Source organism: Spirillospora sp. NPDC046719 (assembly GCF_040645715.1).
Classification (GTDB): domain Bacteria; phylum Actinomycetota; class Actinomycetes; order Streptosporangiales; family Streptosporangiaceae; genus Spirillospora.
In genome coordinates this window covers 1-24884 of sequence record NZ_JBEYYT010000016.1, presented here as the reverse complement: position 1 = coordinate 24884, position 24884 = coordinate 1, and the positions used below count along the sequence as shown (strand labels likewise).

Annotated in this window: 25 protein-coding genes, 1 tRNA gene and 2 pseudogenes; 9 read left to right on the top strand and 19 right to left on the bottom strand. The window is 70.6% G+C overall.

The window, feature by feature from the left end:
* Positions 1-146 precede the first annotated feature (146 nt).
* The 3 genes from ABZ914_RS04905 to ABZ914_RS04895 all read left to right on the top strand — a co-directional run bounded on the left by ABZ914_RS04905 (position 147) and on the right by ABZ914_RS04895 (position 4282).
* Complete coding sequence (locus ABZ914_RS04905; protein ID WP_500191702.1) at positions 147-638, top strand: hypothetical protein; 492 nt, start codon at positions 147-149, stop codon at positions 636-638.
* Between the two features lie 125 nt (positions 639-763).
* Entirely contained in the window at positions 764-1996 is a 1233-nt protein-coding gene (locus tag ABZ914_RS04900; RefSeq protein WP_500191700.1) for a chromosome segregation ATPase, read from the top strand.
* A 111-nt stretch (positions 1997-2107) separates the two neighbouring features.
* Positions 2108-4282 (top strand): bifunctional serine/threonine-protein kinase/ABC transporter substrate-binding protein, encoded by a 2175-nt coding sequence (locus ABZ914_RS04895; protein ID WP_500191698.1) that lies wholly within the window; start codon positions 2108-2110, stop codon positions 4280-4282.
* Between the two features lie 49 nt (positions 4283-4331).
* Here the strand turns inward: ABZ914_RS04895 and ABZ914_RS04890 are convergent, their stop codons facing one another.
* From ABZ914_RS04890 to ABZ914_RS04870, 5 genes are all read right to left on the bottom strand, one after another.
* Entirely contained in the window at positions 4332-5018 is a 687-nt protein-coding gene (locus tag ABZ914_RS04890; RefSeq protein ID WP_500191697.1) for a response regulator transcription factor, read from the bottom strand.
* Positions 5015-6247, bottom strand: coding sequence for a sensor histidine kinase (locus ABZ914_RS04885; RefSeq protein WP_500191696.1), 1233 nt, complete (start codon positions 6245-6247; stop codon positions 5015-5017). The genes ABZ914_RS04890 and ABZ914_RS04885 overlap by 4 nt, the downstream gene beginning before the upstream one ends.
* Positions 6248-6495: 248 nt before the next feature.
* Entirely contained in the window at positions 6496-7332 is an 837-nt protein-coding gene (locus tag ABZ914_RS04880) for a hypothetical protein (RefSeq protein ID WP_500191694.1), read from the bottom strand.
* Positions 7333-7729: 397 nt separating this feature from the next.
* Positions 7730-7802: transfer RNA gene (locus tag ABZ914_RS04875), tRNA-Glu, on the bottom strand.
* A 73-nt stretch (positions 7803-7875) separates the two neighbouring features.
* Entirely contained in the window at positions 7876-9549 is a 1674-nt protein-coding gene (locus ABZ914_RS04870) for a metallophosphoesterase family protein (protein WP_500191693.1), read from the bottom strand.
* A gap of 31 nt (positions 9550-9580) precedes the next feature.
* Here ABZ914_RS04870 and ABZ914_RS04865 point away from each other — a divergent pair, with 31 nt between their 5' ends.
* Positions 9581-9922: a metallopeptidase family protein gene (locus tag ABZ914_RS04865; protein WP_190859235.1), complete on the top strand. Its 342-nt coding sequence runs from the start codon at positions 9581-9583 to the stop codon at positions 9920-9922.
* 111 nt (positions 9923-10033) lie between these two features.
* Positions 10034-11368, top strand: a complete 1335-nt coding sequence (locus tag ABZ914_RS04860; protein WP_500191691.1) for an MFS transporter — start codon at positions 10034-10036, stop codon at positions 11366-11368.
* Positions 11369-11490: 122 nt separating this feature from the next.
* Here the strand turns inward: ABZ914_RS04860 and ABZ914_RS04855 are convergent, their stop codons facing one another.
* The 7 genes and pseudogenes from ABZ914_RS04855 to ABZ914_RS04825 form a co-directional block, all read right to left on the bottom strand.
* Entirely contained in the window at positions 11491-11808 is a 318-nt protein-coding gene (locus ABZ914_RS04855; RefSeq protein WP_500191690.1) for a PspC domain-containing protein, read from the bottom strand.
* Between the two features lie 510 nt (positions 11809-12318).
* Positions 12319-12537 (bottom strand): hypothetical protein, encoded by a 219-nt coding sequence (locus tag ABZ914_RS04850; protein WP_500191745.1) that lies wholly within the window; start codon positions 12535-12537, stop codon positions 12319-12321.
* Between the two features lie 9 nt (positions 12538-12546).
* Positions 12547-12659: pseudogene (locus ABZ914_RS04845) on the bottom strand (hypothetical protein); the annotation flags it as partial.
* Positions 12626-12949, bottom strand: a pseudogene (locus ABZ914_RS04840) (hypothetical protein); the annotation flags it as partial. The pseudogenes ABZ914_RS04845 and ABZ914_RS04840, both read right to left, overlap by 34 nt.
* A gap of 163 nt (positions 12950-13112) precedes the next feature.
* Entirely contained in the window at positions 13113-13685 is a 573-nt protein-coding gene (locus ABZ914_RS04835; RefSeq protein ID WP_500191688.1) for a hypothetical protein, read from the bottom strand.
* Positions 13682-13900: a hypothetical protein gene (locus tag ABZ914_RS04830; RefSeq protein WP_500191687.1), complete on the bottom strand. Its 219-nt coding sequence runs from the start codon at positions 13898-13900 to the stop codon at positions 13682-13684. The genes ABZ914_RS04835 and ABZ914_RS04830 overlap by 4 nt, the downstream gene beginning before the upstream one ends.
* A complete protein-coding gene (locus ABZ914_RS04825) occupies positions 13897-14184 on the bottom strand; it encodes a hypothetical protein (RefSeq protein ID WP_500191686.1) in 288 nt (95 codons plus the stop codon). Before ABZ914_RS04825 ends, ABZ914_RS04830 begins: the two co-directional genes overlap by 4 nt.
* A gap of 268 nt (positions 14185-14452) precedes the next feature.
* Between ABZ914_RS04825 and ABZ914_RS04820 the strand changes: the two genes are divergently transcribed.
* Entirely contained in the window at positions 14453-16417 is a 1965-nt protein-coding gene (locus tag ABZ914_RS04820; protein WP_500191685.1) for a class I SAM-dependent methyltransferase, read from the top strand.
* A gap of 14 nt (positions 16418-16431) precedes the next feature.
* Here the strand turns inward: ABZ914_RS04820 and ABZ914_RS04815 are convergent, their stop codons facing one another.
* The 6 genes from ABZ914_RS04815 to ABZ914_RS04790 form a co-directional block, all read right to left on the bottom strand.
* Positions 16432-17349 carry a reverse transcriptase domain-containing protein gene (locus ABZ914_RS04815; RefSeq protein ID WP_500191684.1) on the bottom strand — a complete coding sequence of 306 codons (918 nt, stop codon included), beginning with the start codon at positions 17347-17349 and terminating at the stop codon, positions 16432-16434.
* Complete coding sequence (locus tag ABZ914_RS04810) at positions 17312-17866, bottom strand: reverse transcriptase N-terminal domain-containing protein (protein WP_500191683.1); 555 nt, start codon at positions 17864-17866, stop codon at positions 17312-17314. The genes ABZ914_RS04815 and ABZ914_RS04810 overlap by 38 nt, the downstream gene beginning before the upstream one ends.
* 570 nt (positions 17867-18436) lie before the next feature.
* Positions 18437-18607, bottom strand: coding sequence for a hypothetical protein (locus ABZ914_RS04805; protein ID WP_500191681.1), 171 nt, complete (start codon positions 18605-18607; stop codon positions 18437-18439).
* Between the two features lie 146 nt (positions 18608-18753).
* The gene (locus ABZ914_RS04800) at positions 18754-18921 is read right to left on the bottom strand and encodes a hypothetical protein (RefSeq protein WP_500191680.1); all 168 of its coding nucleotides are present in this window, start codon (positions 18919-18921) and stop codon (positions 18754-18756) included.
* Positions 18922-19122: 201 nt separating this feature from the next.
* Positions 19123-19755 (bottom strand): IS66 family transposase, encoded by a 633-nt coding sequence (locus tag ABZ914_RS04795; protein WP_500191679.1) that lies wholly within the window; start codon positions 19753-19755, stop codon positions 19123-19125.
* Between the two features lie 103 nt (positions 19756-19858).
* Complete coding sequence (locus tag ABZ914_RS04790; protein ID WP_500191677.1) at positions 19859-20119, bottom strand: hypothetical protein; 261 nt, start codon at positions 20117-20119, stop codon at positions 19859-19861.
* Between the two features lie 897 nt (positions 20120-21016).
* Between ABZ914_RS04790 and ABZ914_RS04785 the strand changes: the two genes are divergently transcribed.
* The 3 genes from ABZ914_RS04785 (at position 21017) to ABZ914_RS04775 (ending at position 24496) form a co-directional block, all read left to right on the top strand.
* The gene (locus ABZ914_RS04785) at positions 21017-22588 is read left to right on the top strand and encodes a type IV secretory system conjugative DNA transfer family protein (RefSeq protein WP_500191676.1); all 1572 of its coding nucleotides are present in this window, start codon (positions 21017-21019) and stop codon (positions 22586-22588) included.
* A gap of 179 nt (positions 22589-22767) precedes the next feature.
* A complete protein-coding gene (locus ABZ914_RS04780; RefSeq protein WP_387033174.1) occupies positions 22768-23787 on the top strand; it encodes an aspartate-semialdehyde dehydrogenase in 1020 nt (339 codons plus the stop codon).
* Positions 23788-23878: 91 nt separating this feature from the next.
* Positions 23879-24496, top strand: coding sequence for a hypothetical protein (locus ABZ914_RS04775; protein ID WP_500191675.1), 618 nt, complete (start codon positions 23879-23881; stop codon positions 24494-24496).
* 31 nt (positions 24497-24527) lie between these two features.
* On the opposite strand, the gene ABZ914_RS04770 is transcribed toward ABZ914_RS04775, so the two are convergent.
* Complete coding sequence (locus ABZ914_RS04770) at positions 24528-24746, bottom strand: DUF2277 domain-containing protein (protein WP_190859209.1); 219 nt, start codon at positions 24744-24746, stop codon at positions 24528-24530.
* Positions 24747-24884: the final 138 nt, after the last annotated feature.

Below are 24884 nucleotides of genomic sequence, written 5' to 3'. Positions count from 1 at the left end.
CGGCATGGGTTTGCGCGCCCCGGTGATTCACGGTTAGCGTGCCGAGTGGCCATCGGGGTCGTTTTCCGATTCCCGTCCTGTGGTGATGGTTCGAGAACCGGGTCGAAGAAATGCGACGTACGAAGATTCCCTTTCGGTTCATACTGGTGTGGGGCGCGGTCACCGCGACCGGCATGGCGATCAGCTGGGCCGGCGTGGGCGACGCGCTGCGCGGCACGGTGCTCGCCTCGCCCGACTTGACGGCCGGCCTCCCGGTGGCGACCGGGCGCCCGCCGGCGCCGCCGACCTCGGCCGCCGACTCGGCCCCGCCCGTCCGCGCCACCGCCCCGGCCTCCTCGACGTCGCCGTCGCCGTCGTCCCGGCGGGCTCCGGCGAGAGCGACCGCTACCGCAAGCCCGTCGGCCGGTCTGCCGGACGGGAAGAGGCGCACCTATGACGTCCGGTCGGGACGGGTGGTGCTGGCCGTGAGCCCGCGCTCGGCGGAACTGGTGTCCGCGGCGCCCGACAACGGTTTCCAGACGAAGGTATGGCGGAAATCGACCTGGATTCGCGTCGAGCTGACCGACGGGACCCACGGCTCCGCCGTGATCGCCTCGTGGAACGACCACCCCACGATCGTCCAGATCTACGAATACTGACGCCGCGGGACCGGCCGTCCCTTTAACGCCGCCCTTAAGGGAATGTTGAGCCATCGCTGACGCGGTCCTAAGCGGCACGCGGCTACCGTCGTCGCCATTCCCCGTTCCCGCCGTGATCCCCGTCCTTGGAGGCCGTCATCGAGAGCACACCGGCCGCGCGTCCCTGCGGGTTCTGCCGGCGGCCCGTCCCGCAGGCGCCGGGACGGCCGCCGCGCCGGTTCTGCGCGACCGGCCCCGGCCCGTCGGCGTGCGAGGCCGCTGCCGCCGAGCAGCGCGAACGCGGCCTCGCCGCGCCCGGCCTCGGCGGTCACGTCGCCCGCACGTGGGACCTCGTCGAACGGCTTGAGGCGACGGCCGCCCTGCTCACCGGCGCGCTGGACGGCGAGCTCACCGTCGCGGGCGTCGAAGCGCGCATGGCGCAGGTCCGCGCGGAGACCGCGGCCGTCGAGGCCGAGGCGCACCGGGCGGCCGAGGACGCGCGGGCCCGGGCCGGAGAGGCCCTCGCCGCCGCCGACGCGCAGCGCCGCCGCGCCGACGAGGCCGAGGCGCTGACCGCGGACCTGCGCGGCCGGCTCGGCGAGGCGGTCGCCGGACGCGACGAGGCCCGCCGCCGCCACGAGCAGGTCGCCCGGGCCGCCGAGGAGGCGACCACGGCGCTGGCCGCCGCCCGCGCCGACCGCGCCCGCCAGGGCGAGCAGATCTCCGAGCTGAGCCGGACGCTCCAGGCGTCGCTGGACGAGGTCAAGCGACTGCGCGGCGACCTGGCCGCCGCGCAGTCCGCCGAGAAGGCCGCCCGCGAACAGGCCGCGACGCTGGCCGCCGAACTGCGGCAGCAGCGGCTGCGCCTGGAGGAGGTCTCCACCGAACGCGCCCGCGCCGTCCAGGACGCGCACCAGGCCCGCGCCGAAGCGCGCGCGGAGCACACCGCCCGCGTCCAGGCCGAGCAGCACGCCCGCGATGCCCGCGAGCAGATCCAGGACGCCCTCATCCAGCGCGACCGCGCCCTGGAGAGCACCCGCTCCGCGCACGAGCGCCTCGACCAGACCCGCGTTTCCCTCACCGAGCGGCAGGCCGAGCTGGACGAGCGGTCCCGGCTCGTCGAGGAGCTCCGGGCCCGCACCGCGATGCTGATCGCCGAACGGGACGCCGCCCGCAACGAGGCCGAGCGCGCCCGCCGCCGGATCGACCAGTTCATCAGCCGCAGGCAGCAGGCGCCCGGCGACGTCCAAAACGTCACGTCCCTCGCCCGGCGCCCCGACGAGGACGCCGGCACCCGCCCGCCGGAAGGCACCGTGTCGATCCTTCACCGCCTCCCGCCGACGCGGACCACCCCCACAGCCGTCAACGGCGACCACTGACCCCGGGCCCGCCGTCCGGCGATCGCGAACATCCGTTCCGGGGCATTCGCCCGACGGCGCGCCGGGGGCGTGCCATGATCGTTCGCCGTGCGACATCCTCCGGAGGGCCCGATGGCCGATCCTCTGCTGCCCGAGGACCCCCAGCGGGTGGGCCCGTACGAGCTGGCCGGACGGCTGGGCGACGGCGGCCAGGGGACGGTCTACCTGGGCCGGGACCCGAACGGCCGCGAGGTCGCCGTCAAGCTGCTGCACGCCCGCCTGGGCCGGGTCCCCGAGGCGCGGCGGCGCTTCGTGCGGGAGCTGGAGGTCGCCTCCCGGGTGGGCGGCTTCTGCACGGCACGCGTGCTGGACGCCGACATCCAGGGCGACCGGCCGTACATCGTCAGCGAGTTCGTCCGGGGCCCATCCCTCACCGATCTCGTCCGCGCTCAGGGACCGCTCGATCCGGGGGCGCTGCTGCGCCTGGCCATCGGCACCGCCACCGCGCTGTCGGCGATCCACCGTGCGGGCATCGTGCACCGCGACTTCAAGCCGCCGAACATCCTCATCGGGCGGGACGGTCCGCGGGTCATCGACTTCGGCATCGCCCGCGCCCTGGACTCGTCCGCCATCACCGTCACCAGCCAGGTCGTCGGCACGCCCGCGTACATGGCGCCCGAGCAGGTCGCGGGTGACGCGGTGGGCCCGCCCGCCGACGTCTTCGCCTGGGGCGGCACGATCCTTTTCGCCGCGACCGGCCGGCCGCCCTTCCCCGGCGACTCGATCCCCGCCCTGCTGAACGCCGTCCTCAACGCCGAGGCCGACGTGAGCGCGCTCCCCGGACCGCTCGCCGAACTGGTCGGGGCCTGTCTCGCCAAGGACGCCGCCCGCCGCCCCACCAGCGCCGACGTGCTCTTCCGGCTGCTGAGCATGGCCGGTGCCGACCTGCCGCCGGGCGCCCGGCCGGACGATCTCCTCGAACGTGGCATGGCGACGGTCACCGCGGTGCTCACCAAGGTCGCGTACGGTCCGCCGCCCCCGCAGCTGGCCCCGCCTCGCTCGCGCCGCCGCCTGCTGATCGGCGCCGGAGCTCTTGCGGCGGTCCTCGCTATCGCCGTGCCGGCCGGGATCGTCCAGCTGTACAGCGGCCCCTCCGAGCACGGCGCCACCGGCACCACCGGCACGTCCGGGGGGACCGCCGGGACGGGAAGCTCCGGAGGCACGGTCAGGATCGGCGTAATGGCGCCGATGCGCAGTCCGCAGACCGGTGCCCTCGGACAGGGCGCCTGGGCGGGCGCCCAGCAGGCGGTGAACGAGTTCAACGCGAAGAAGCCGCCCGTCCGCGTCCAGCTCGTGCGGCTCGACACGATCGCCGGGGGCGAGGCCCAGCAGGCGGCGGCCGCGCGGGAGGCGGGCCGGCAGAAGGTGGACGCCGTCGTCGGCATGGTCGGCGACGGCGCGGCGGGCGCCATGCCGGTCCTCGAAGCCCAGCGCATACCGGCGCTCTCGTCGGCCGCGTCGGCCTCCGCGCAGTCGGGTACGAGCTGGACGTACTGGCACACGGTCGTCCCCGACATGGACGAGTCGGTGAGCGATCTCGCCCAGCTGATGAGCCGGCGGCGCCTGCCCACGCGGACGCGGGTGGTGGTGCTCGACGACACGGCCCAGCCCGTGGCGCACGAACTCGCAAACGTCTTCAAGACGCGCGCCGAGGCGCTGGACGCGCTGGTCAGCGTCGTGGTGATAAGGCCGACGCCGAGTCCGTCGAACTACGCGGCGGTCATCCGGAAGCTGAAGGAGGCGGAGGCGGACGCGGTCTTCTACGGCGGCTTCCCGGCGGTCTCCGGGCCGCTGCTCAAGCAGGCGCGGGCGGCGGGCTTCAGGGCGCGGTTCTACCTGGGGCTGCCGTCGCTGGACCCGCAGCTCATCTCGGGCGCGGGAAAGGCCGCCGAAGGCACGGTCCTCACCTGCACCTGTTCGAGCTACGCCCCGGCCGGCGCGGGGATGCCGGCGGCCTTCACCGGCTTCGCGACCCGCTACGCCCGGGCGAACCAGGGGAGCCGGCCCGCTCTCAACGCCCCCGAGACGTACGACGCGACCTGGGCCGTCCTGCACGCGTTCGAGCACGGCGGCCGGACGGGCGCCCAGGTCAACGACTACCTGCGGAACATCGACGTCCCCGGGGTCGCGCAGCGCCTCCGCTTCACGGCCCAGGGCCGGCTGACCGACGGCGTCGGCTACGCCTACGAGGTCAAGGGCGGCCGCTTCATCTGCCTGGGCGACTCCGCCACCGCGCCGGTCCCATGACCCGTATCGGGCACCGCTGGACGGGTTTCGGCGGGTCGGGCGCGGCGGGCTACGCGTCCGGGCTGACGAGGCCCGTCCGGTAGGCGATGACGACGAGCTGCGCGCGGTCGCGCGCGCCGAGCTTCGTCATCGAGCGGCTGACATGGGTGCGGGCGGTGGCCGGGCTCATGAACAGCTCGGCGGCGATCTCGGTGTTGCTCAGGCCCCGTCCCACCAGGGCCACCACCTCCCGCTCGCGCGCGGTGAGTACCGCGAGCCGGCCGTCCGCGGCGGCGGCCGCGGTCCGCCGCGCGGTGAACTGGCCGATCAGGCGCCTGGTGATGCGGGGTGCGAGCAGCGCCTCGCCCGCGGCGACGACCCGGACGGCGTGCAGGAGCTCGGCCGGTCCGGCGTCCTTGAGCAGGAAGCCGCTGGCCCCGGCCTGCAGCGCGTCGAAGACGTGGTCGTCGGTGTCGTAGGTGGTGAGGATGAGGACCCGGGTCTTCTCCAGCCCCCGCGTGGCGGTGATCCGGGTGGTGGCCTGGATGCCGTCCAGCCCGGGCATGCGGATGTCCATCAGGACGACGTCGGGGCGGGTGGCGCGGGCGCGCTCGACGGCGTCCTCTCCGTTGGTCGCCTCGGCGACCACGGTGATGCCGTCCTCGAGGTCGAGCAGCACCTTGAATCCCGAGCGGACGAGCCCTTCGTCGTCGGCGATCAGCACCCTGATCTGCGGCGACTCGGCTGGGTCGGTCATGCGCGGGAGCCGGACGGTGCGAACGGCAGCCGGGCCGTGACCTCGAACCCGCCTGCGGGGGTCGGCCTCGCGTCGAGGTCTCCGCCGAGCAGCCGGCAGCGTTCGCGCATTCCCGCGATCCCCCGTCCCTGGCCGGACGGGGACTCGCGGCCGTCGCCGGACGCCCGGTCGACCGCCACACCTCCGGACGCGGCGCGGCGCCCCTCGTCGGTCACGCGGATCTCCAGGAGGTCGATGCCCGAGGTCAGTGCGACCGTCACCCGGGTCGGCCCGGCGTGCCGGATCACGTTGGTGATCGCCTCCTGGAGGATCCGGTAGGCGGCGCCGCCCACCGCGCTCGGCAGCGGGGTCGCGGGCGGCGCCGCGTCGAGCGTGACCTCCAGCCCGGCCTCGCGCGCCTTGGCGGCGAGCTCGCCGATCTGGTCCAGGCCGGCGGGCGGGACGCGGCCGTCGCCGTCGTCGCGGAGGACGCCGAGGATGGCGCGCATCTCCCGCAGCGCGCGGGAGCTCGTCTGCTCGATGGCGCGGAGCGCCTCGCGCGCCTGCTCGGGCCGCTTGTCCAGGACGTGCGCGGTGACCCCGGACTGCACGTTGATGATCGCGATGGCGTGCGCGACGGTGTCGTGGACCTCGCGCGCGATCCGGAGCCGCTCCGCGTCGACCCGCGCGCGTGCCTCCTCCTCGCGGGTCCGTTCGGCCATTTCCGCGCGCGCTTGGGCCTCGGCGGCGATGACGCGCCGGGACCGGACGGACTCGCCCAGGGCCGCGCTCATCACCGACGCGCCGATGCGGAAGAACACCCAGCCGATGGCGGCGTGCGGCTTGATGTCGGCGGCGGCGGGAAGCCAGCCGGCGGCCAGGACCGCGATGCCCGCTCCGGCGATCACCACGGACCGGCGGCCGTCGCCGTAGGCGGTCAGCGAGTACAGGGAGACGAACAGCGCGAGCCATCCGGGGCCGTCCGGGAGGTCGAGCCCGTAGTAGACGAGGCTGGCCAAGGCAGTGGTGGCGAACACGGCGGCCGGCCACCGGCGGCGTCCGGCGACGGCCAGGCCGCTGACCACCAGCAGGGCGAGGCCGAGGCCGGTGAGCTCGGTGAGCGGCCGCGCCGCGCCGTCGGCGGCGACGCGGGCGAGGGTGCCCTGCACCTGCATCACGGTGACGAAGAGCGCGAGCAGCACGTCCTGCGTCGCCCCACGCAGCGCGAACGACCTGGCGCGCTGGTTCATGCCGCGATCCTATAGTTCGCGTGCGCGGACAAATCTCCGTCCAGAGGCCCAACTCGCTACGTCGACGGACGTAGCGGGACGCTCCCGGCTTACACCCTTTCGCGTAGCGGCATCCCGCAGGAGTGATCAGACGGCACTTGACCAGCCCGAGGAGGGCGATGCAGGCCACGGCCCCGTCGCCCATCGCCGCCGAGGAGCCGGATTCGCCGGACCAATGAGCCCGACCCCTGTCTCGTCACGGACACCTCCTAGAGAAGGAGGTGGTCGCGGAGGGGGCGGCCGTCGAAGGTGAGCGTGATGTCCAGGGCGCCGGCGGCGCGAGCGAGGTCGGCAAGCCGATCAGTGCAGGAGACCGCGGCGTCGACGGCGGTCAGGACGGGGGTGAGGTCGTGGGCGCGGGTGGTCTGCAGGAGGGCGCGGATGGTCGCCTGGTCGAGGCCGGTCGGCCGTGTGGCCCACTCGCTTCGCAGGTCACGGATGGCGGCCAGGGCTGAGCGGGTCTCCTCGCGCAGCGAGGAGTCCGCCAGCCGCCAAGCGGCGGCGTCCGACGAGAACGAAGCCGGGAGGAAGGGGTTCCCGTCGAGAGGGCCGGCGACATCGGCGAGCCGGGTGCTGATCCTGCTGAGTTCCGCACTGCGCTGCTCCATCGAGATCAGCGAGGCGGCCAGTGCCGAGGCGTCGGGCCAGCGGGTCGTCCAGCCGTTCAGGAACATCGTCAGCGCCTCGGCGACCGCGGCCAGCCGATCGTCCGCGTCCGGGGCGATGGCCGTCACCAGTGCCGAGGAGCGGCGCCGTACAAGCCTCCCCTGCTCGTGCAACTCGTCAGGCTCGCCGGGAGCGAGTACGGCCCCGCTGAGAGCGATCGACTCCGCTGCGGCGGACGCTCTTTCCAGCAGTGCACGGACGGCCCGTCGCTCCTCCTGGCCGGCGTTCACCTCGCTCAGCACGAGGACCGCCAGCGGCACTGCGAAGAAGAACCCGGTCACCGACGAGACGACGTTGGTCAGGAAACCGCGCCCGGCCAGCCAGTCCGTGGTCTCGTCCACGACGATGCCTGCCAGGAGCAGCACCGCCCCCAGCAGCACGCTCAGCCGCGTGCCGGCCTTTACCTCGGGCGAAGCGCTGCGCCACGCTCTCGTCAGATGCCCGCGCAAGGTCCCCCGCGCCTGTGGTGTCCCCGACGCCCGTCCCGCCACACGTCACCTCGTTCCCAGGCCAGGAGCCGACCGGGCTGCCGCCTGCCGGCGCTCTCTGTGAGGTTTTCAGCCGCGTGCCGATCGTCCGCAGAGCCCGCCGGCACTGAAGAGTCTGCTCCCAGAGCCTCACGGTGACCACCGGGATCCGGCAGGCACCGGGTCTGCCTGGTCGCGGTGGGGGCTCGTTGACAGGTGGTGTCGGGGGAGAGGCCGCCGCTCAACTCAACAGGCGAGCCATCGTGCGTCCAAGACGCGCCCCGGTCGACGCAGGCGTTCCTATGCGAGGTACCCCCTACCGGATTCGAACCGGCGCTACCGCCTTGAAAGGGCGGCGTCCTAGGCCGCTAGACGAAGGGGGCCCGGTGGTGGCAGAGATGGTTGCCACTCGACCCGGTCAAGTGTAGAGGACGGGGCGGGGCGGCGCGCAAACGGTTACCCGCGTTCGCGGGTGGGGGACGGCGACGACGTGGGCGACGTGGTGGGGGACGGGCTGCGGGACGGCCAGTCGGACGGGAACCTCGACGGGAACGGGGAGGTCGGGGACGCGGGCGGGGCGGTGGCCGGGGGCTGCGGCCGGATGGCGCGGTCCGGGGCGGGTTCGAGATGGCGCTCGATCTTGGCGGAGGTGAGGCCGAGGCCGCCGAGCTGCAGGTCGTCCCAGCCCTGGAGGCGGTGCGAGGCGCGGTTGAAGTAGAGGACGGACAGCTCGATGGGGGTCGGCTGCTCGTGTTCGAGGCCGCGCAGGCCGGCGCCGCCGGTGGAGCCCTGGACGAACAGGCGGGTGCCGGTGGGGAGGAGCTTCGTCTCGCGGGCGTGCAGGTGGCCGGAGAGGATCAGGGGGGTGAGGCCGGAGAACGCCTGGCCTTCGGCGGGGTCGTGGGTGAGGACGACGTCGGGCCTGGTGCCGGACTTGCTGAGCCGGTCGGCGAGGACCTGGCCCTCGGCGCGGACCTGGTCGGCGCCGACGAAGTCGTCGCGGGTGCTCTTGTCGGGGGTGAAGCGGGGGTCGCCGACGCCGTAGACGCGCAGGCCGCCGACCTCGCGCATCTGGTCGTCCAGGACGATCGCGTTCTTCTGCGCCGCGACGGCCCGCTGGGTGCCCCTCGAGTCGTGGTTGCCGCGGATGTAGACGTACGGGATCTTCAGGCCGGAGATCGAGTCGGCGAACTTGTCCTCGGGCTTGCTGCCGTGGTCCATGAGGTCGCCGGTGTCGATGATGAAGGTGGCGTGGAACTGGGTGCTGACGGACTTGATGACGTTCCACGCGGTGGGGTTCAGGTGGATGTCGGAGACGTCCACGACGCGGATGGTGGACGGGTCCGGCTCGTAGGTCGGCAGCGCCGAGGTCGCGGCGTAGAGCTTGGAGGCGTTGCCGACGAGGCGGGCGAGGTTGGCGCGGTAGGTGGAGAAGCGGGTGAACACGGTCTGGGCGTCGCCGACGACCTGCGGGGCGTTGGCGAGCAGGCCGGTGTAGCGGGGCTCGGCGATGGAGTCGGGGTTGAAGGTCGTCCAGGCGACCAGGGCGACGGCGACCACGCCGGCGGCGGACGCGCCGAGCGCGGCGACGGCGCGCCGCCAGGACCGGAACAGGATCAGCGCGGCGAGGAACGCGAAGACCAGCGCGAGCACGACCGCGCGGGCCAGCAGGACGGTCACGCCGTGCCGGATCTGGTCGGCGATCTGGTCGGTGACGCGGTCGAGCTGCGAGTCGTCCTCGATGAGCTTCTGCGCCTGGTCGGGCCGGACGTCGGTGAGGTGGGCCTCGACGGAGACGGGGCCGGCGTGGGTGTCGAGGTGGACGGCGCCGAGCGGCGGCAGTTCGAGGGTGGTGCCGCCGTGCAGGGACGGGTGCAGGACGAGCTGGACGTTCGCGGGGCCGACGGGCGTGACGGTGCGGCCGCCGACGAGGAGGCCGACGTAGCCGCCGGCGAGGCCGATGGCGATGGTGAGGGCGACGCGCGTCCAGCGGCTGCGGGCGGCGCGGACGCCGGCGGCGCGCGCGCGGACCGCGCCGGCGCGCGTCTTACGGGCGGCGGACGCGGCGCGGGGCAGGCGGGCGGCGAGGGCGGTGATCCGGGCGGCGAGGGCGGTCGGCCGGAACGGCAACGATCCTCCTTCTGTCGAGCAGAATGGCACTGTGATCGAGATGTCGCGGGAGGCGTTCGAGGACCTGGTCGGCGAGGCCCTCGACACCGTCCCGGCCGAGCTGGCCGCCCAGATGCGCAACGTCGTCGTCGTGGTCGAGGATGACGCACCCGAGCGCGGCCTGCTGGGCCTTTACCAAGGCGTACCCCTCACGGAGCGCGGCGACTGGTACGGGGCCGTCCTGCCCGATCACATCTCCATCTACCGCCGGGAGATCCTGCGGATCTGCGACACCGAGGAGCAGGTGGTGGAAGAGGTGCGGATCACGGTGATCCACGAGATCGCGCACCATTTCGGGATCGATGACCGCCGGCTCCACGACCTGGGGTACTGACGACCGGCGGCGACAGGTTTCAATATTTGGGCACGGTAGGTCACATAACTGCCACGCAGCGTGAGTTAATAGGAGGGTCGTCCACCCCTGGACGAGCCAACTGGAGCGTGCGTGGCGGGAAGGCAGACCGGCCGGCATCGGCGTCCGGCGGAGGAGCAGGCCACCTACCGCGAGGTGTTCGCGGTAGGTGAGTTCCGTGCCCTCTGGCTGGCACAGGCGCTGTCGTTCATCGGGGACCAGCTGGCGCAGGTCGCGCTGGCCGTGCTGGTGTTCCACCGCACGGACTCGGCGCTGCTGACGGCCGTCACCTACGCGCTGACGTACCTGCCGCCGATCGTGGGCGGGCCGGTGCTGTCGGGGCTGGCCGACCTGTTCCCGCGCCGCACCGTGATGATCGTCTGCGATGTGCTGCGGGCGTGCCTGATGGCGCTGATGGCGCTGGTCGAGCTGCCGTTCGCGGGGCTGTGCCTGCTGGTGTTCGCGACCGTGCTGCTGGGCGCCCCGTTCACCGCCGCGCGCGCGGCGGTGCTGCCGGACGTGCTGGAGGGCGACCGGTATGTGGCCGGGTCGGCGATCAACAACATGACCCATCAGGGCACGCAGATGCTCGGGTCCCTGGCCGGAGGCGCGATCGTGCTGGCGGTCGGGTCCCGCGAGGCGCTCGCCATCGACGCGCTGACGTTCGGCCTGTCCGCGGTGATCCTGGTGGGCGGGCTGCGGCCGCGCGCCGCGCCGAAGGAGCGCGAGCGGGAGTCGCTCGGGCTGTGGCGCGGGACGCGGGACGGGGCGCGGCTCGTGTTCGGCGACCCGGTGCTGCGGTCGCTGGTGCTGTTCGCGTGGCTGTGCGCGTTCTACGTCGTCCCGGAGGGCCTGGCGGCGCCGTACGCGGCGACGTTCGGCGGCAGCGCGGTGACGGTGGGGCTGCTGATGTCGGCGATGCCGACCGGGATGGTGTTCGGAGCGTTCCTGTTCAGCCGGTTCGTCCGCCCGATGAACCGGCTGCGAGTCATGGGATGGATGTCGATGGCCGCGTGCCTGCCGCTGGTCGGCGCGGGCGTCCACCCGCCGCTGTGGGGGGTGGTGGCGCTGTGGGCGCTGTCCGGGATGGGCAGCGCATACCAGCTGGCGGCGAACGCGGCGTTCGTCGCGGCGGTGCCGCCGTCCGGGCGCGGCCAGGCGTTCGGCCTCGCCCAGTCCGGCATCCTCGCCGGACAGGGCCTCGGCATCCTCGCCGCCGGGGCCGCGACGCAGGTCCTCGGCCCGCAGACGGTGGTGGCGCTCGCGGGCGTCCTCGGTCTGTCGGTCGCGGCGATGCTGTCGCTGTCCTGGAACCAGATCCGCGGCGGCGTCATCTCCGGCATGACCGAGCCCGTCGACTCCGTGGAGGTGGCCCCGTCCCGGGACGAGGACCTCCCCGGCATCCGCCGCTCCGCCCCCGCCCCCTGAGCCCCGCCACGGGGGCCGCCTCAGTCTGGTCGTTCATGTGGGGGGCGATCCCCACACCCCCAGGGAGGGCACGCTTGAGGCGCCGCCCTCCACTCCGCTGGCGCTCCGCTCCGGCCGGCGCCTCAAGCGTGCGTGCGGTTCTTGTTGACGGCGTCCTTGGTGCGCTGGACGGCGTCCTGGACGTTCGGGTTGTCCTGGGCCTTCTTGAACAGGTCCTCGGCGATGGACGTCGCGGCGCCCTCCTCGGGGATCAGCAGCCAGGCGATCAGGTAGAGGGCCACGCCCGCGCCGCCGAAGATCGTGAAGACGGCGAGGACGAGCCGGACGATGTTGGCGTCGACGCCGAGGAATTCGGCGGCGCCGGAGCAGACGCCCGCGAGCATGCGCCCGTCGCGGGTGCGGCGGAGCCGCCGTTCGGTGGTGCCCTTGTTCATGTCCATGCCTCGATGATGCCCACCCTGGCGCCGGCGCGACATCCGGAACCGCCCTGATTCGCCCCTGAGTCCACCCCGACGTCCCGGATACCGCCTCGCGGGAGGACCCTCACCCGCCGGCCGTCGAGCCGAGGAGGGTCAGGGTGTGCAGCGCGAGTCGATCGCGAATGCGATCGATCGAGTCCCTGCCATTGCTGCTGGAATCTGACCTTGCACCGTGTCCAGACTGACGCCTGTGCCAGCACCGTGCCGACGGCCCGCACCCCGCGCCCGGACCGGGTCGCCAGCTCGCAGTCGACGCCCGCGACGACGTTCGGCGAGACCGCGTACGGGATCGGCCGCTCGAAGGTGTGCACCGGCTTACCGGGGAGGACCGCCAGTGCCGCACGTGCATCGGCGCGGGACGCCGCAGCGGAGTTGAGCAGCAGCCCGGTGCGGACCACGCCCATCACGATTCCGCCCTGGGTGGGGGCGGCGCGGCGGCCGCCGGGACGGGTCCCGGCGGCCGCGCGGGTGTCAGAACCCACCGGCGAAGACAGAGGCGACCCTGTCCACCACGGCCGGGGGCAGCTCGATGGATTCGGCGGAGCCGCGGTCGGCGATCTGCCGCAGCATCTCGTCGTCGACGGCCACCTGATCAAGGATGGTGCGGACCGCCCCCTCGACCGGCAGGAAGCGGGGGTCGAGCACGGACATGGTCCGGTAGGCGCTGAACGGCCGGGCGGCTCGCTCCAGAGCTCCACGTCCACGAAGATCGAGTGCTGCCGGGCGGTGTTCTCACGCGGCGGCCGCCAGGGCGCGCGTGCCTGCGCATCGCCTCGTCGGCGGAGGCGGTCGTCGAGCGCTCGCCATTGCACAACCAGCCCACTTCGTGCAGGGGCGGACGGGAGCCGTCGGTGCTCGGCGGAGGGGCCGGCCTGCGCCCGGCGGCCGCACCCCCATGCCCACCTGGTCGGAGTCGCGCCGACGTCGATGTGGTCCGGCTCGGCGATCCTGCCCTGGAGGAAGGAGCGCAGGCCGCCGCAATCGATGCCGCGGGCGGCCCGCTCGACGCCGAAGACCGCGCCCGCCGTGGGCGATCCGAGGTCGAAGTCGAGATAGCAGACGTCGCCGCCGCGCAGGGACCGGCGGTAGGCGATGTTGCCACCGGTCACCGATCGCCCGGTGCCCCCCTTGTCGGAGGTCGCAATGACGAGCACGTCAGGCCGCCCCCGTGGCGTCGCGGTAAGCCACCGTGAACAGGCCCGGCTCAACGGTGGCGCGGCTAGCCGCGCACGGGACCCGCGGCGGGCGCCGCCGAGGCTGGATCTTCATCGAGGCCCTTCCCTCCTTGCCGTCGTGCCCCGGACGAGGAGCATGCCGCTGTAGCCCTCACGGAGCGGCTTCCCGCCAATGTCGATGCGGTCGATGCCGACTTCCTCGGTCAGGCCGGCCATCACCTCGCGGAGATCCGCCGGGCTCACCGGCACGGCCGGGAAGGACGTGCCCCCGACGTCGTAGCCGGCGGAGTTCTCCATGAAGGCCGCGGCGAACGGGGATCCCGGCCGGAGCGCCCGCAGGAAGCCACGGGTCGCCGCGCGGAACCCGGCGACCTGGGACGAGATCGACTCGGCGACGAAGAACATCGTGCCGACGTCCCATTCCTCCTGCGGCAGGTCGAAGATGCTGCCCTGGCGGATGACGGCGCGCGATCTGAGGGCCTGACGCGGGTCGGTCACCGCGGCATGGCGCGGGCTCTCGCGGAGCAGTCGCCAGAATTGGTCCCAGGAAGTCGAGTACGACGCCAGTTGCTTCTCGAGCCATTCGATGTTGGGCGAGGCGTACTTCCAGAGCAGGGCAATTTCAAAGTCGTTGGGTGATGGCCAGGGCTCATGCGTTCTCAACTCGTGAGACCGAGTAGCTGAAGGGCGTGGTCGGGGCGGCCGCGGATGTACGCGGCGAGGAGAGCGGGGCGGGCATGCTCGGCGGTCAGGCTGGTGACCGCGTACACAGTGGTGATGGTGGTCTTGCCGGTCACCGCATCGGTGCGGCGTCGCTTGACCTGCACGGCCTGGGCGGCGTGCGGGAACAGCAGGCCGCCGACGGTGCAGACCTTCAAGCGGCGGATCTCATCGCGGCCATGGGCGTGGTCTCGGGTCTTGTCGGCCAGCGGCACATCGCGCCAGGGCAGACGCTTGAGCTGGCGGTACAGATACTTCTGGTTCCCTTGACGATCACGATGTAGTCGGCGTTCTCGACCTCGGCCAGCCATGTGGCGTGCTCGCGGACGGTGTGCAGCGCGTCGGTGGTGACGACGGCGCCATGCAGGTTCAGTGGTTCCAGCAGGTCGGTGAAGCAGGTGGTCTCGCCGCTCTTGGCGGCGACCTGACGCCGACCGAGCACGATTCCGGCATAGGTGGCGGCCGCGACCAGTCCTCAGCCGGATCCTCCGGTCCGTTCGCCCCCGCCGCAGCGAGAGCGTCCAACTTGCCCTTCGGTTCCAACGCCTTGACCACTCAGATGGTGTTGCCACCAAACGCTCGCACCGGACAGTCCTAGTAGGTTCCTGAACCTACAGGACCAGAAAGCCGTTGTGTGCCCCGCGCCAGATGCCCCTGTGTCCCGACAAAGACAGAGGAGAATATGGTTTGGGACGTCCGGTTTCGTGGCTGTGAATTTGCTGGAAGCAACACAATGCAACGAGAAAGGCACCCACGTGAAGACAGATATCGAAATGCAGGCCGACGCCCTTCTGTCTAACGGCCGAACCGCGGTTCGCAACGGAACCTATGGCGAGTACTCTAAAGAGCACTTGGCGATGCTCGCGCACTCCCTGACCTTTCGACCGCAAGTGAATTATTCGCCGCTGAATCGGGTACGTTCCGAGAAGAGCGATCATATACTCCGCGAACGCTGTGAAGGTGTACTCGAGCGGCTTAAATCCTACGCCGCAGAGTATAGGAATCGCCTGGAACTTCAATCGATGGTGGTCCGGCATGTTCTTCGCGCCCTGGGGGAAGGCGACTACGAGGAACTCGCCAAGCTGGGAATCGACATTTCCTATGCCTGGTTGGATGACATTCTCAGGACGGCGACCAGTGGGGCATCCGTCATCGGTATCGAAACTGTTGGACCTTACGCCGCTAATCATCTTACCGCCGACGGGTTGGAGATCCGGACAGAGCGACTTCCCGCGGATGAACAGATCGGACTACTACTCGCTGGAATCTTTCGTGACGTCTTCGCGGATTGCGAAAATGTCCGATGCGTCGCCCTCATTGACGATCTGACGAGTTATATCCCTGGCCGGGAACTTACCCAGGAGGAGCGCGATCGCTACGTGGTCGCGATAGCTGACATCTTCCGAGATTTCGGTGCGATCAAACCGGATGATCGTCCGGGTAAGAACTACATCTTCATCCGGGAAAGCGAGCTGCCGCCTGCGGTAGACGAGTTGGTGCAGCGGCTGAGGCAGAGTCATGCGGGAGACGTCGATACGTTGCCCAATGGCGATGTGATCTTCTATCCATCTGAGAGTTTCATCGAAAGACTTGCACTTCTCTCTCACAACCGGAAACGAGAATTCCGCCGTCGAGGCATCCTGGTCAAGCGGCAGGGGCGGCCCACCTGTCACGCTATGGAGGCCGCCAGCCACTTCCACCCGGCCAGCCGGGAGATGCAACACGTCATGATGCTGGACCGGTATTTCCAAAGCCAGCAGGATAAGACATACGCACTAGTGCGGGCGATGGAGATCGTTACTCAAGACCGATACCACAATCTGTTCTACGACAGTGAGCGACTCTCGCCCGAAGTTATCGTGTACGTCATCTGTGAATTGTTGGCCGAGCAGGCACGCCGACTCTTGGTATCCCACGACCGGGAGAGCAGTTGGGAACAGTTCGATTCGGATGAATACGTCACCCGCAATTATGGAACTCGTATTCTTCCGGAAGATCGCACGATCATCAATATCGTCACGGACCATCTGGCCCAGCTGAATATTCCGTTCAAGGATGCGAAGCTGGTGGCAGATATCGGATCAGGCCCAAATCTGTATCCGGCGATGATCCTCGCACCTTACCTGGCTGACGACGGGGCGATTGACCTGATCGAGTACAGCTCGTCGAATCGCTCGTATGTGCAGGCCATGATCGCGCAAACTCCAGAGGAGAGGAGTGGGGGGATATGGAATAAGTTCGAGGAGTTGATGATCGGTACCGCAGGTGACCAATATTTGGGCTGCCTTGAGCGAGTATGTGAACTCGGGAACTCCGTGCTCGGCTCTGTGTTCGCCCTGCCCAAGAGTCGCTATGATATCGTGAGCTCATATTTTGTCACGGAATCCATAACCAGTTCCCGGCAAGAATTCTGGCTGGCGACCCGAAACTTGGCCACAACTGTCCGGCCGGGCGGGATAATCATCGCCGCTCACATGGTGGGTTCACAAGGATACCAAGCTGGCGAGGGGACTCATTATCCCGCTGTAGAACTCTCCGTGGAGGAGATTGCTCAGGCGTATCGGGACGCTGGCCTGACATTCAGCCTCTCTGTCGTCGAACAGACGATGCTCAAAGCTCGAGACGGGTACCAGAAGATGATGGTGGTCATAGCCCGGCACGGAAACAACAAGTAATCCGCGAGCCTCGGTTATCGGTGGGGTGGCCCGCAAAGTGCCTGCAATGTCGCGGCAACCGGCTGCCGGCAATTGGAGCGGTCTCGTGGCGTGATCGAGGGCCGCGAGCAGATGGATCTTGCGGCCTGCCGCCTTGGCCGCGCCGCCGGGTAAGCCCCGGCACGTTGCCGTGCCGGGGCCCCCTCAGAACCGTGCGTGCCACTTGTCACGGCACACGGCTCATGCCGGCGACTTGTCCTTGTGCCGATGCTTGGCCACCTCGTCAACGTCCACCACAGGGTGTGGTCGATGGAGGCGAACGTCTGCTTGGACACCGCTGTCCGGTAGTAGGCCGCCCAGCCGCGCAGGACCGGGTTGAGTTTCCCGATCACCGACGCGTTCGCTCCGTAGAGTCGCCGCACCTCGGTGCGCAGCCTTGTCCGGAAGCGTTTCACTGCTGCCTTGTCCGGTTTGATCAGCAGCTTGCCGCTGGGGTAGTGGCGGATGTTGAAGCCGAGGAAGTCGAAGCCCTCATCGAGGCGGACGATGCGTGTCTTGTCCTCGTTGAGGACCAGCCCTCGTGGCTCCAGCCACGCGGCGAGCTGTGCTTTGACCTGCTCTGCCTCCTGCCTGCTGTGGCAGAGTACGACCAGGTCGTCGGCGTACCTGATGACCATTGGTGTGCCCGGCACGCTCCATCCCTTGTGTGATGGTTTGGTGCTGTATCGAGCACCGGCAGCGTGTTCCATCCCCTGAAGCGCCACGTTCAACTGGCACGGGGAGAGCACACCGCCTTGCGGCGTTCCCTCCCACGTCGGCGCGAATCGACCGTTCTCCATGACCCCTGCTCTGAGCCACTGGGTGACTTGGTCCCTGGCGGGGAACAGGCCGAGTTGGTCCAAGAGCTGCTGATGGTCAATGCGGTCGAACGCGGCCGCCGAGTCGGCATCCACGATCCAGGCCCGCTTGGGTCGCTCGCGCCTCCCACTCGGGCTCCAGCGCGTTGAGGGCCACCGCCTGGCAGGCGCGGTCCCGGATCACCGGTATTCCCAGTGGACGCCGTTTCCCGTTCGTCTTGGGGATGAACACCCGCTTGACCGGCCGAGGCCGCCAGCCCGCACGACGATGCTGCACCCAGTCGGCCAGTTCGGCCCTCTGAGACGCCAGCAGCGCGGTCCGCCCGTCGACCCCGGCCGTCGCACGGCCCTGATTGCTCTGCGCCACCCTGTGCACGCTCACCCGAGCGTTCGCGCGTGAGTGCAGCATCGGCTTTTGCGGGTTGCGCAACCGTTTATGGTCGCCGTCCCGCGCCACCGCGAAGATGCGCTGCCGCAGCCGCCGTACCCGGTCTTCCTCCTGGTCCCAGTCGATCCCGAACCAGTCCTCAGCCGGATCCTCCGGTCCGTTCGCCCCCGCCGCAGCGAGAGCGTCCAACTTGCCTTCAGTTCCAACGCCTTGACCACCGGTCATCTCCACAGGCTCACCCGTCCCGCGTCAGCGCTCTTTCGAGCCGGGGCATCCGCCCCGTATCCGGCCGGTTATACGCCGTCCGGCAGGAGAACCGGACACACGACGCCTTCCCGCCACCTTTCGGTAGCCGGCCTTTGCTTCTCGGGCCGTCCTACGCCCGCCGGGGAGTTGAAGCCTTCCTTACGGTCGGCCTACCGGCACCAATGCCGGACCTCGACGGGACTACCACGTTCCGCACGCATGAGACACGGCCGGATTGGGCGCCCTCTGTACCCCGGGGAGGATGGTGCTCTCCCGGTCGCCCTGCGCTCTGCGACCGGCATCTGCCGCCTTCCAGCGGCACGCCCCCGCTCGGCCCGCTACCGCTTCCTTTCCGGGCGTTCAAGATGACGAGGCATCAACCAAGGGTTCACGCGTGTTCGCCCGCCCGGGCTTCCCCTCGCCCGTATCCCCCGGAAAGAACAGGAGACCTCCGGCTCTCCCCCGGGCTTCGCACCCCGCAGTCACCCGCGACGCACGCAGAGGTGGGGACAGGCCCGTGAGCACTGGCCTGAGATCACGTCACCGGATTCACCCCGGCCTCCTCAACGTCATCCACTCACAGCGTGCGACCTCGTGTCGCAAGTGCAGGTCCTTGCCGTCCAGCGCGATCTGCCACCCGCCCTGGTCGCAGGCGGCGCAGGCCCGCAGCCGGTCGCCGATGACGCGGTCGAGCGCGTCGGCGTCCACCGCGATCAGCACCCGGCGGATCGTGGCGGCTCCGGCGGCGGCCCGCCGACGCGTGAGCGGGCTGGAAGCGTGAGAACTCCCCTGATCCCGAACAGAAGGTCATCTTCGTTCCGGCGTCACCCTGCGTGGCCCCAACCGATCCGGACAACAGGGCCTGATCACCTCAGACAGGCGACCTTGAAATTGCCCTGCTCCCAGAGAGTGAGTCCCTCTTCGCACAGCGGCAGCAGCGCGAGTGCCGGATAAAGGTCGGTTCCGGTGCCGACATCGATTCCGCGTGCACCGGCGGGCAAGGTGACGGTGGCGAAGAAATCGTGTCCATTCACGGGTGCTGCATGAGTGGCGTCGGATGATGGCGGGGAGCGGCGGTAGCCAGGGTTTCTCTTCGACGGCGGTGCGGACGGCGTCAAGGACGCTGAGGTCGTGGCTGGCGGCTGAGGTGAGGTAGCTGCGGATGCGGCACCAGCGGGCGAGGGCGGCGAGGCTGTGCCAGTGGCCGGAGACGGCCTGGTGGCGCTTGGGTCCCTTCACGGCGCGCTCGGAGGCGTTGTTCGTCCACTCCACGGCGAAGTCGCGGGTGAACAGCCACACCTGTTCCCTGAATTTCTGCAGCCAGCGGGCGAGGGCGTAGCGAGGTGGCTGTCCTTGGCCCAGTTCAGCAGCCGGTTGTTGGTGACGCCGAAGGCAGCGGCCTTGTCGTAGCGCTCGCGGAGCCCCTCCAGCAGCTCCCCGCCCAGGGCGGTGTCGCCGCGGGCGCGGGCTTCCTCCACGGCCTGGCGTGCCTCGTGCAGGACGGCGATGACGTCGCCGGCCCAGGACTGCAGGCTGCCAGGGCCGAGCCTGGTGACGGCGCGGCAGCGGCGGATCACGTGCGCGCAGCACTGCTGGATGCCGGGAAGCCGGGACAGCAGCCCCTGGTAGGCCGGGTAGCCGTCAGTGATGAGGACTCCGGCGAACCTTTCCGGGCTGCGGACCACCAGCAGGTGCGGCGCCCCGGGCGCCGCTTTCCCGGGTCTTCCCCCTCCTCGTCCTGCCCTGCCGGCCGGGGCGCGGTGCGGGACGCCGAGCAGCATGCCGATGACCTGCGCCCGCCCCGCCTCGGCGGGCTCGGCCCCTTCCGGGCCCGTCCCGCAGCGGCGGCACTGCGTCGGCGGGGCCACGTCCTCCGGCCGCCCGGATCGGGGTCCCGCGCCACGCCCTTCCCCGGATGAACCGCACCCGGCAGCCCCAGGACAAGAGAATCAGGCGCCCCACTGGGGCAGGCTATTCAGCAAGCGTCGCCCGTGTGTGCCCGCGTGACTTCCCCGCCTGCGCCGCGATGGCGGTGGCGAGGAACACCACAGGCGCGAGCGCCGATCCGGCCAGGACCGAGAGCAGGAACTGCCCCGGCTGAGGCTTGGGATACCCGGCAGGCACCTTCGGCGGGTTCAGGTGCAACGTCTTGGTGACATGGTGCCAGTAGAAGATTTCCAGGCCGAGACAGAACCAGCTCACGATCCAGGCGATGCCGCTGACCTGCATCACACGGCGCGAACTTGGCCATCGCACAGCTGACCTCCCTGCTGTGATGCACCCTTGCCGACGGCCACCGACCGGGCTCTGAGGGCCGGCATTTCCGTGCCGACACGGATATCCACGCCGCCGCTGTACTGGATAGATCTTTGCCGCCGGGGCGGGTGATGTCATCAGCCTCCGGAATGACGGGCACGTAGGCCGCCAGGCGGGGACAGGCCCGGCCTGACCGCCGGCACCGCACACCGGTCACGTCAGCTGACGCCGCCGAAAAGCTACCTATGGACCATAAAACCCCAAGCACCCATCAGCGCCGGCGGAGCGCCCAAGGACCCGTGAATGGACACAAGAAATCGCGAACGAGCTTGAGGATCCGGATATCGTCCTCGCGCGGCCGGCTGTGGTTGAGGCTGAAGTAGTGGCCCGAATCGAATTCGTGCCAGGGTGCGGTGGAGAGTTTGACATCGAGTGTCGTTCCTTCAGAGCGTGCTCGGTGAGGTCGAGGCCTCGGGTTCGCCATGCGGCTCGGGAGCCACCTGTCCGTCGTGACCGCCCGTCCGCAAGGCAGAAGTGAGCGGTGGTGTCATGGGGCCTCTGGTCGCCCCGGTTCGTTCTCGGGCCGCGTTCTCGCCGGGTCTGTACCAGATCCGCACGGTTCATCGACAAACAATGGTTAATGTTCGTGTTGTATGGTTATGTAAAGGTTATAGCTAGTTCATGCCACTATGGGTAGATCTCTGTGATCGGAAGATATCTGCCCGCAATCGCGCCGGCAGTGCGGACGAATTCTCCGAACCAGGTGGTGGCGTCCCTCGGCCTTCTGCGGACAATCCGGAGCACCAGGAGATGTCGCCCGCAGTTGAGCGACCGTCGAGGTCGCGCCGGCGGGGCAGTGAGGAGTCACCCAAGGTGCCGGTCCCCTTGCTGATCGTGATCATCGCTTCTGTGCCGGTGGTGGGCTACTTCGCGGTACGGCTGCTCTTGAACGTGCGCCGCCGCCGGACCTTCCGGCGGCTGCGGCTCGGCTTCGCGTCCGGGTGGGAGGTCCGCAGGCTGCTGAGCGCGCGGGCCGTCCTGAGAAAGGCGCGGCTGCTCCGCCCGTCCTTCGAGAACCGGCCCATGCGCGAGGTGCGGCCCGAGGACGTGGGCTTCTGCATCGGACGGGACATCAGGTCGCGCCGGAAGCTGTACGCGTCCGTCGAAGACCCGCTCGTCGTCGTCGCCGCTCCACGGCAGGGGAAGGATGTGCACTTCGTCACGCCGTTCACCATCGACGCCCCCGGTCCCTGCATCGTCACGTCGAGCCGGCGGGAGACGTTCGTCAACACCGCGATGGTGCGGGCGCGGTACGGCCGAGTGTACGTGTTCGACCCCTACGACTGGACGGGGTGGCCGCATCGGGTGCGCTGGAACTACCTGGAGGGATGCGAGGACGCGAACGTGGCCGGGATCAGATCCGGCGCGCTCGTCTGGGCCGTCGGCTTCAGGATGGAGAAGGAGGGGGGCCGGGCGGTCGCCGGAGTGACCACCATCGTCCGCTCCCTGATGCACGCGGGCGCGGTCGGTGGTCTCACCATCCGCGACGTGGTGCGCTGGGTCTACGAGGCCAACGCCGACGAAGCGGTGGACATCCTGCGCCAGGCCGAACGCGAAGGCAGGGGCGCACCGGGATATGCGGCGCAACTGGACTTCAACAGGCGGGACGAGCGTCTCTGGGCCGGCGTGATGCAGGTCATGAGCTGCTTCTCGATCCCCCGTGTCGTCGACGACCTCTCGCCGCCTCCCGGCGAGCGGTTCGACTTCAACGAATTCCTCAAGGGCCGCAACACCCTGTACTTCATCACCAAGCGGCACAACGAGCCCGGGAGCATCGCGCCGATCGTCGCCGACATCGTCGAAGAGTTCTTCGCGCTGGCCCGGCGTGCGGCGAGGATTCAGGCCACCGGCCGCCTCGACCCGCCCCTGACCTTCGAGCTGAACCAGGTGACGGACATCTGCCCGCTGCCCGAGCTGCCCACCTATGTGGGAGATTCGGGTGCCTACGGCATCGCCGTCCACACCTACCTGACGTCGATCTCGGACGCGCGGGCCGAATGGGGGCAGCGGGCCGAGGAGCTGTGGGACAACTCCACGTTCCGGATCATCGCCGGTGGCGGCGGCAGCGCCGGGGACCTCGCGGAGCTCTCCGAGCTGGTGGGCCGGCACAAGGGGCGCCCTGCGCTGCACCCCGAGGAGATCCGGACCCTGTCGTTCGGGCGCGCCGCCCTGGTGGCGGGCACGGCGCGCCCCGTCGAGATGTGGCTCACCCCGTGGTGGCAGCGGGCGGACCGGGACGTCATCCTCGCGGGCAAGCACGCGGTCGAGGAGATGATCCGCAGACGCGCCGCGGACCAGGCGGCGGCGCCCACCGCTGCGGCCTCCGCCGGCACCGAGGCCGCCGGAATCACGCCCGACGACGAGGAGTCGATGATCGTGTGGTGACCCCCGCGGCGCCGCCGGGCGGGACCCCCGACCGGGTGGCCTGCGTGTACATCTCGGTTCAGCGCCGCTTAGAGTCGGTGTGAAGGGTTAATCACTGGACGTCCCGGACGTGGCCCGGCAGACTCGTCGGCCCAGGTCACGGGAGCAAGGACGACCAGAGCGCGAGCAGAGGGAGCGGCATGAGGATCGGGATCGTCGGGGCCACCGGCCAGGTCGGGGGCGTGATGCGCCGCATCCTGGCGGAACGCGGATTCCCGGTGGACGAGCTGCGGCTGTTCGCCTCGGCCCGTTCGGCCGGGCGGAAGCTGCCCTGGGGCGACACCGAGATCACCGTCGAGGACGCGGCGGCCGCCGACTACGCGGGCCTCGACATCGTGCTGTTCTCCGCGGGCAAGGGCTCGTCGAAGGAGCTGGCGCCGAAGGTCGCCGCGGCCGGCGCGGTCGTGATCGACAACTCGTCCGCCTGGCGGATGGACCCGGACGTCCCGCTGGTGGTGGCCGAGGTCAACCCGCACGCGGCGACGGACCGGCCGAAGGGGATCATCGCCAACCCGAACTGCACGACGATGGCGGCGATGCCGGTGCTGCGGCCGCTGCACGCCGAGGCGGGGCTGGCCGCGCTGGTCGTGTCGACGTACCAGGCGGTGTCGGGCAGCGGCCTCGCGGGCGTGTCGGAGCTGCACGAGCAGGCGCGCAAGGTCGTCGAGAACGCCGACCGGCTCACCCACGACGGCTCGGCGGTGGAGTTCCCCGACCCGCAGGTGTACGTGCGGCCGATCGCGTTCAACGTGCTGCCGATGGCCGGCTCGATCGTGGACGACGGGCTCGCCGAGACCGACGAGGAGCAGAAGCTCCGCAACGAGAGCCGCAAGATCCTGGAGATCCCGGACCTGAAGGTGTCCGGGACCTGCGTGCGGGTGCCGGTGTTCACCGGGCACTCGCTGCAGATCAACGCGCGGTTCGAGCGGCCGATCGGGCCGGAGCGGGCCAGCGAGCTGCTGTCCGGCGCGCCGGGCGTGGTGCTGGCGGACGTGCCGACGCCGCTGCAGGCCGCCGGGCAGGACCCGACCTACGTCGGCCGGATCCGCCGCGACGAGACCGTGGAGAACGGGCTGGCGCTGTTCTGCTCGGGCGACAACCTGCGCAAGGGCGCGGCGCTGAACGCCGTCCAGATCGCCGAGCTGGTCGCCGCGGAGTAGCTACATATCCCGCATTCCGGGCAAATTGAACCGATCGCGTGCCGGTCCCGTCTGATGGGCCGGCACGTGATCGTTTCTTGGGGGAGTCCGGATGGGGCGTTCGGCGATCGTGGCGGCGGGGACGGCGGCGGGGGCGCTGCTGCTGGCCGGCTGCGGGGGCGGCGGTGGCGGCGGGGACGCCAAGGGCGGCGGGACGGCCGAGGTGTCGGCGCCCGCGATCGGTGCGACCAGCACCCCGAACCTCGGCGGCGGTGGCGGTCAGCGACCCGCGCCGCGCAGGCCCGGCGCGCCGAACCGCCCGGCGGCCCTCGGCCCGCTCGGCTACGGGACGCTCCGGCTCGGGATGACGGCCCGGCAGCTGCGCGGGAGCGGCCTGCTCATCGGGAAGCTGCGCGGGGGCGCGACCGGCTGCTCCGGCTACGACCTGCGGACGCACCGCACGCCGAAGGGCTCGGTCGGCGTCTACTACTCCCCGCGCCTCGGCATCGCGTCGATCTTCGCCGTCGGGGGCATGCGCACCCCGCAGGGCATCGGCGTCGGGTCGACGCTGGCGCAGGTCGAGCGCGCCTACCCGAAGCTGGCGCGCGGCGTGAACGGCTCGTCCGCCCCCGTCCCCGGCAACCCGAAGGCCGTCTACAGCCTGCTGCTGTCGGGCGGCCGCGTCACGTCCCTCGCGCTGGACCTCGCCGGCCAGGACTGCCACAACTGACCGGCGCCCCCGGCCGGCACGGGACGGGCGGCTAGCCCGCGCGGCGGCCCCTGACCTCCAGGGAGTCCAGGAGCGCCGCGGTGGAGCGGGCGATCTCCTCGACGGCGCGGTCGAACGCCTCGGCGTTGTGGGACGCGGGGGCCCGGAACCCGGAGATCTTGCGGACGTACTGGAGCGCGGCCGCCCGGACGTCCTCGTCGGTCACGTCCTCGCTGAACGGCGGGCGGAGCGTCTTGATGCTGCGGCACATGCGTCCATTGTGACCCGCACCGCCGACAGAACCGCACCCCCTGGCGCCCCTCGATGGCCCGGGGGCTTTTGAGGCCCCGGCGCCCAGCAGAGGTGGGGCGCCGGGGCCCGGCGGGGGGCGGGTCCGCGGAGCGGCGGC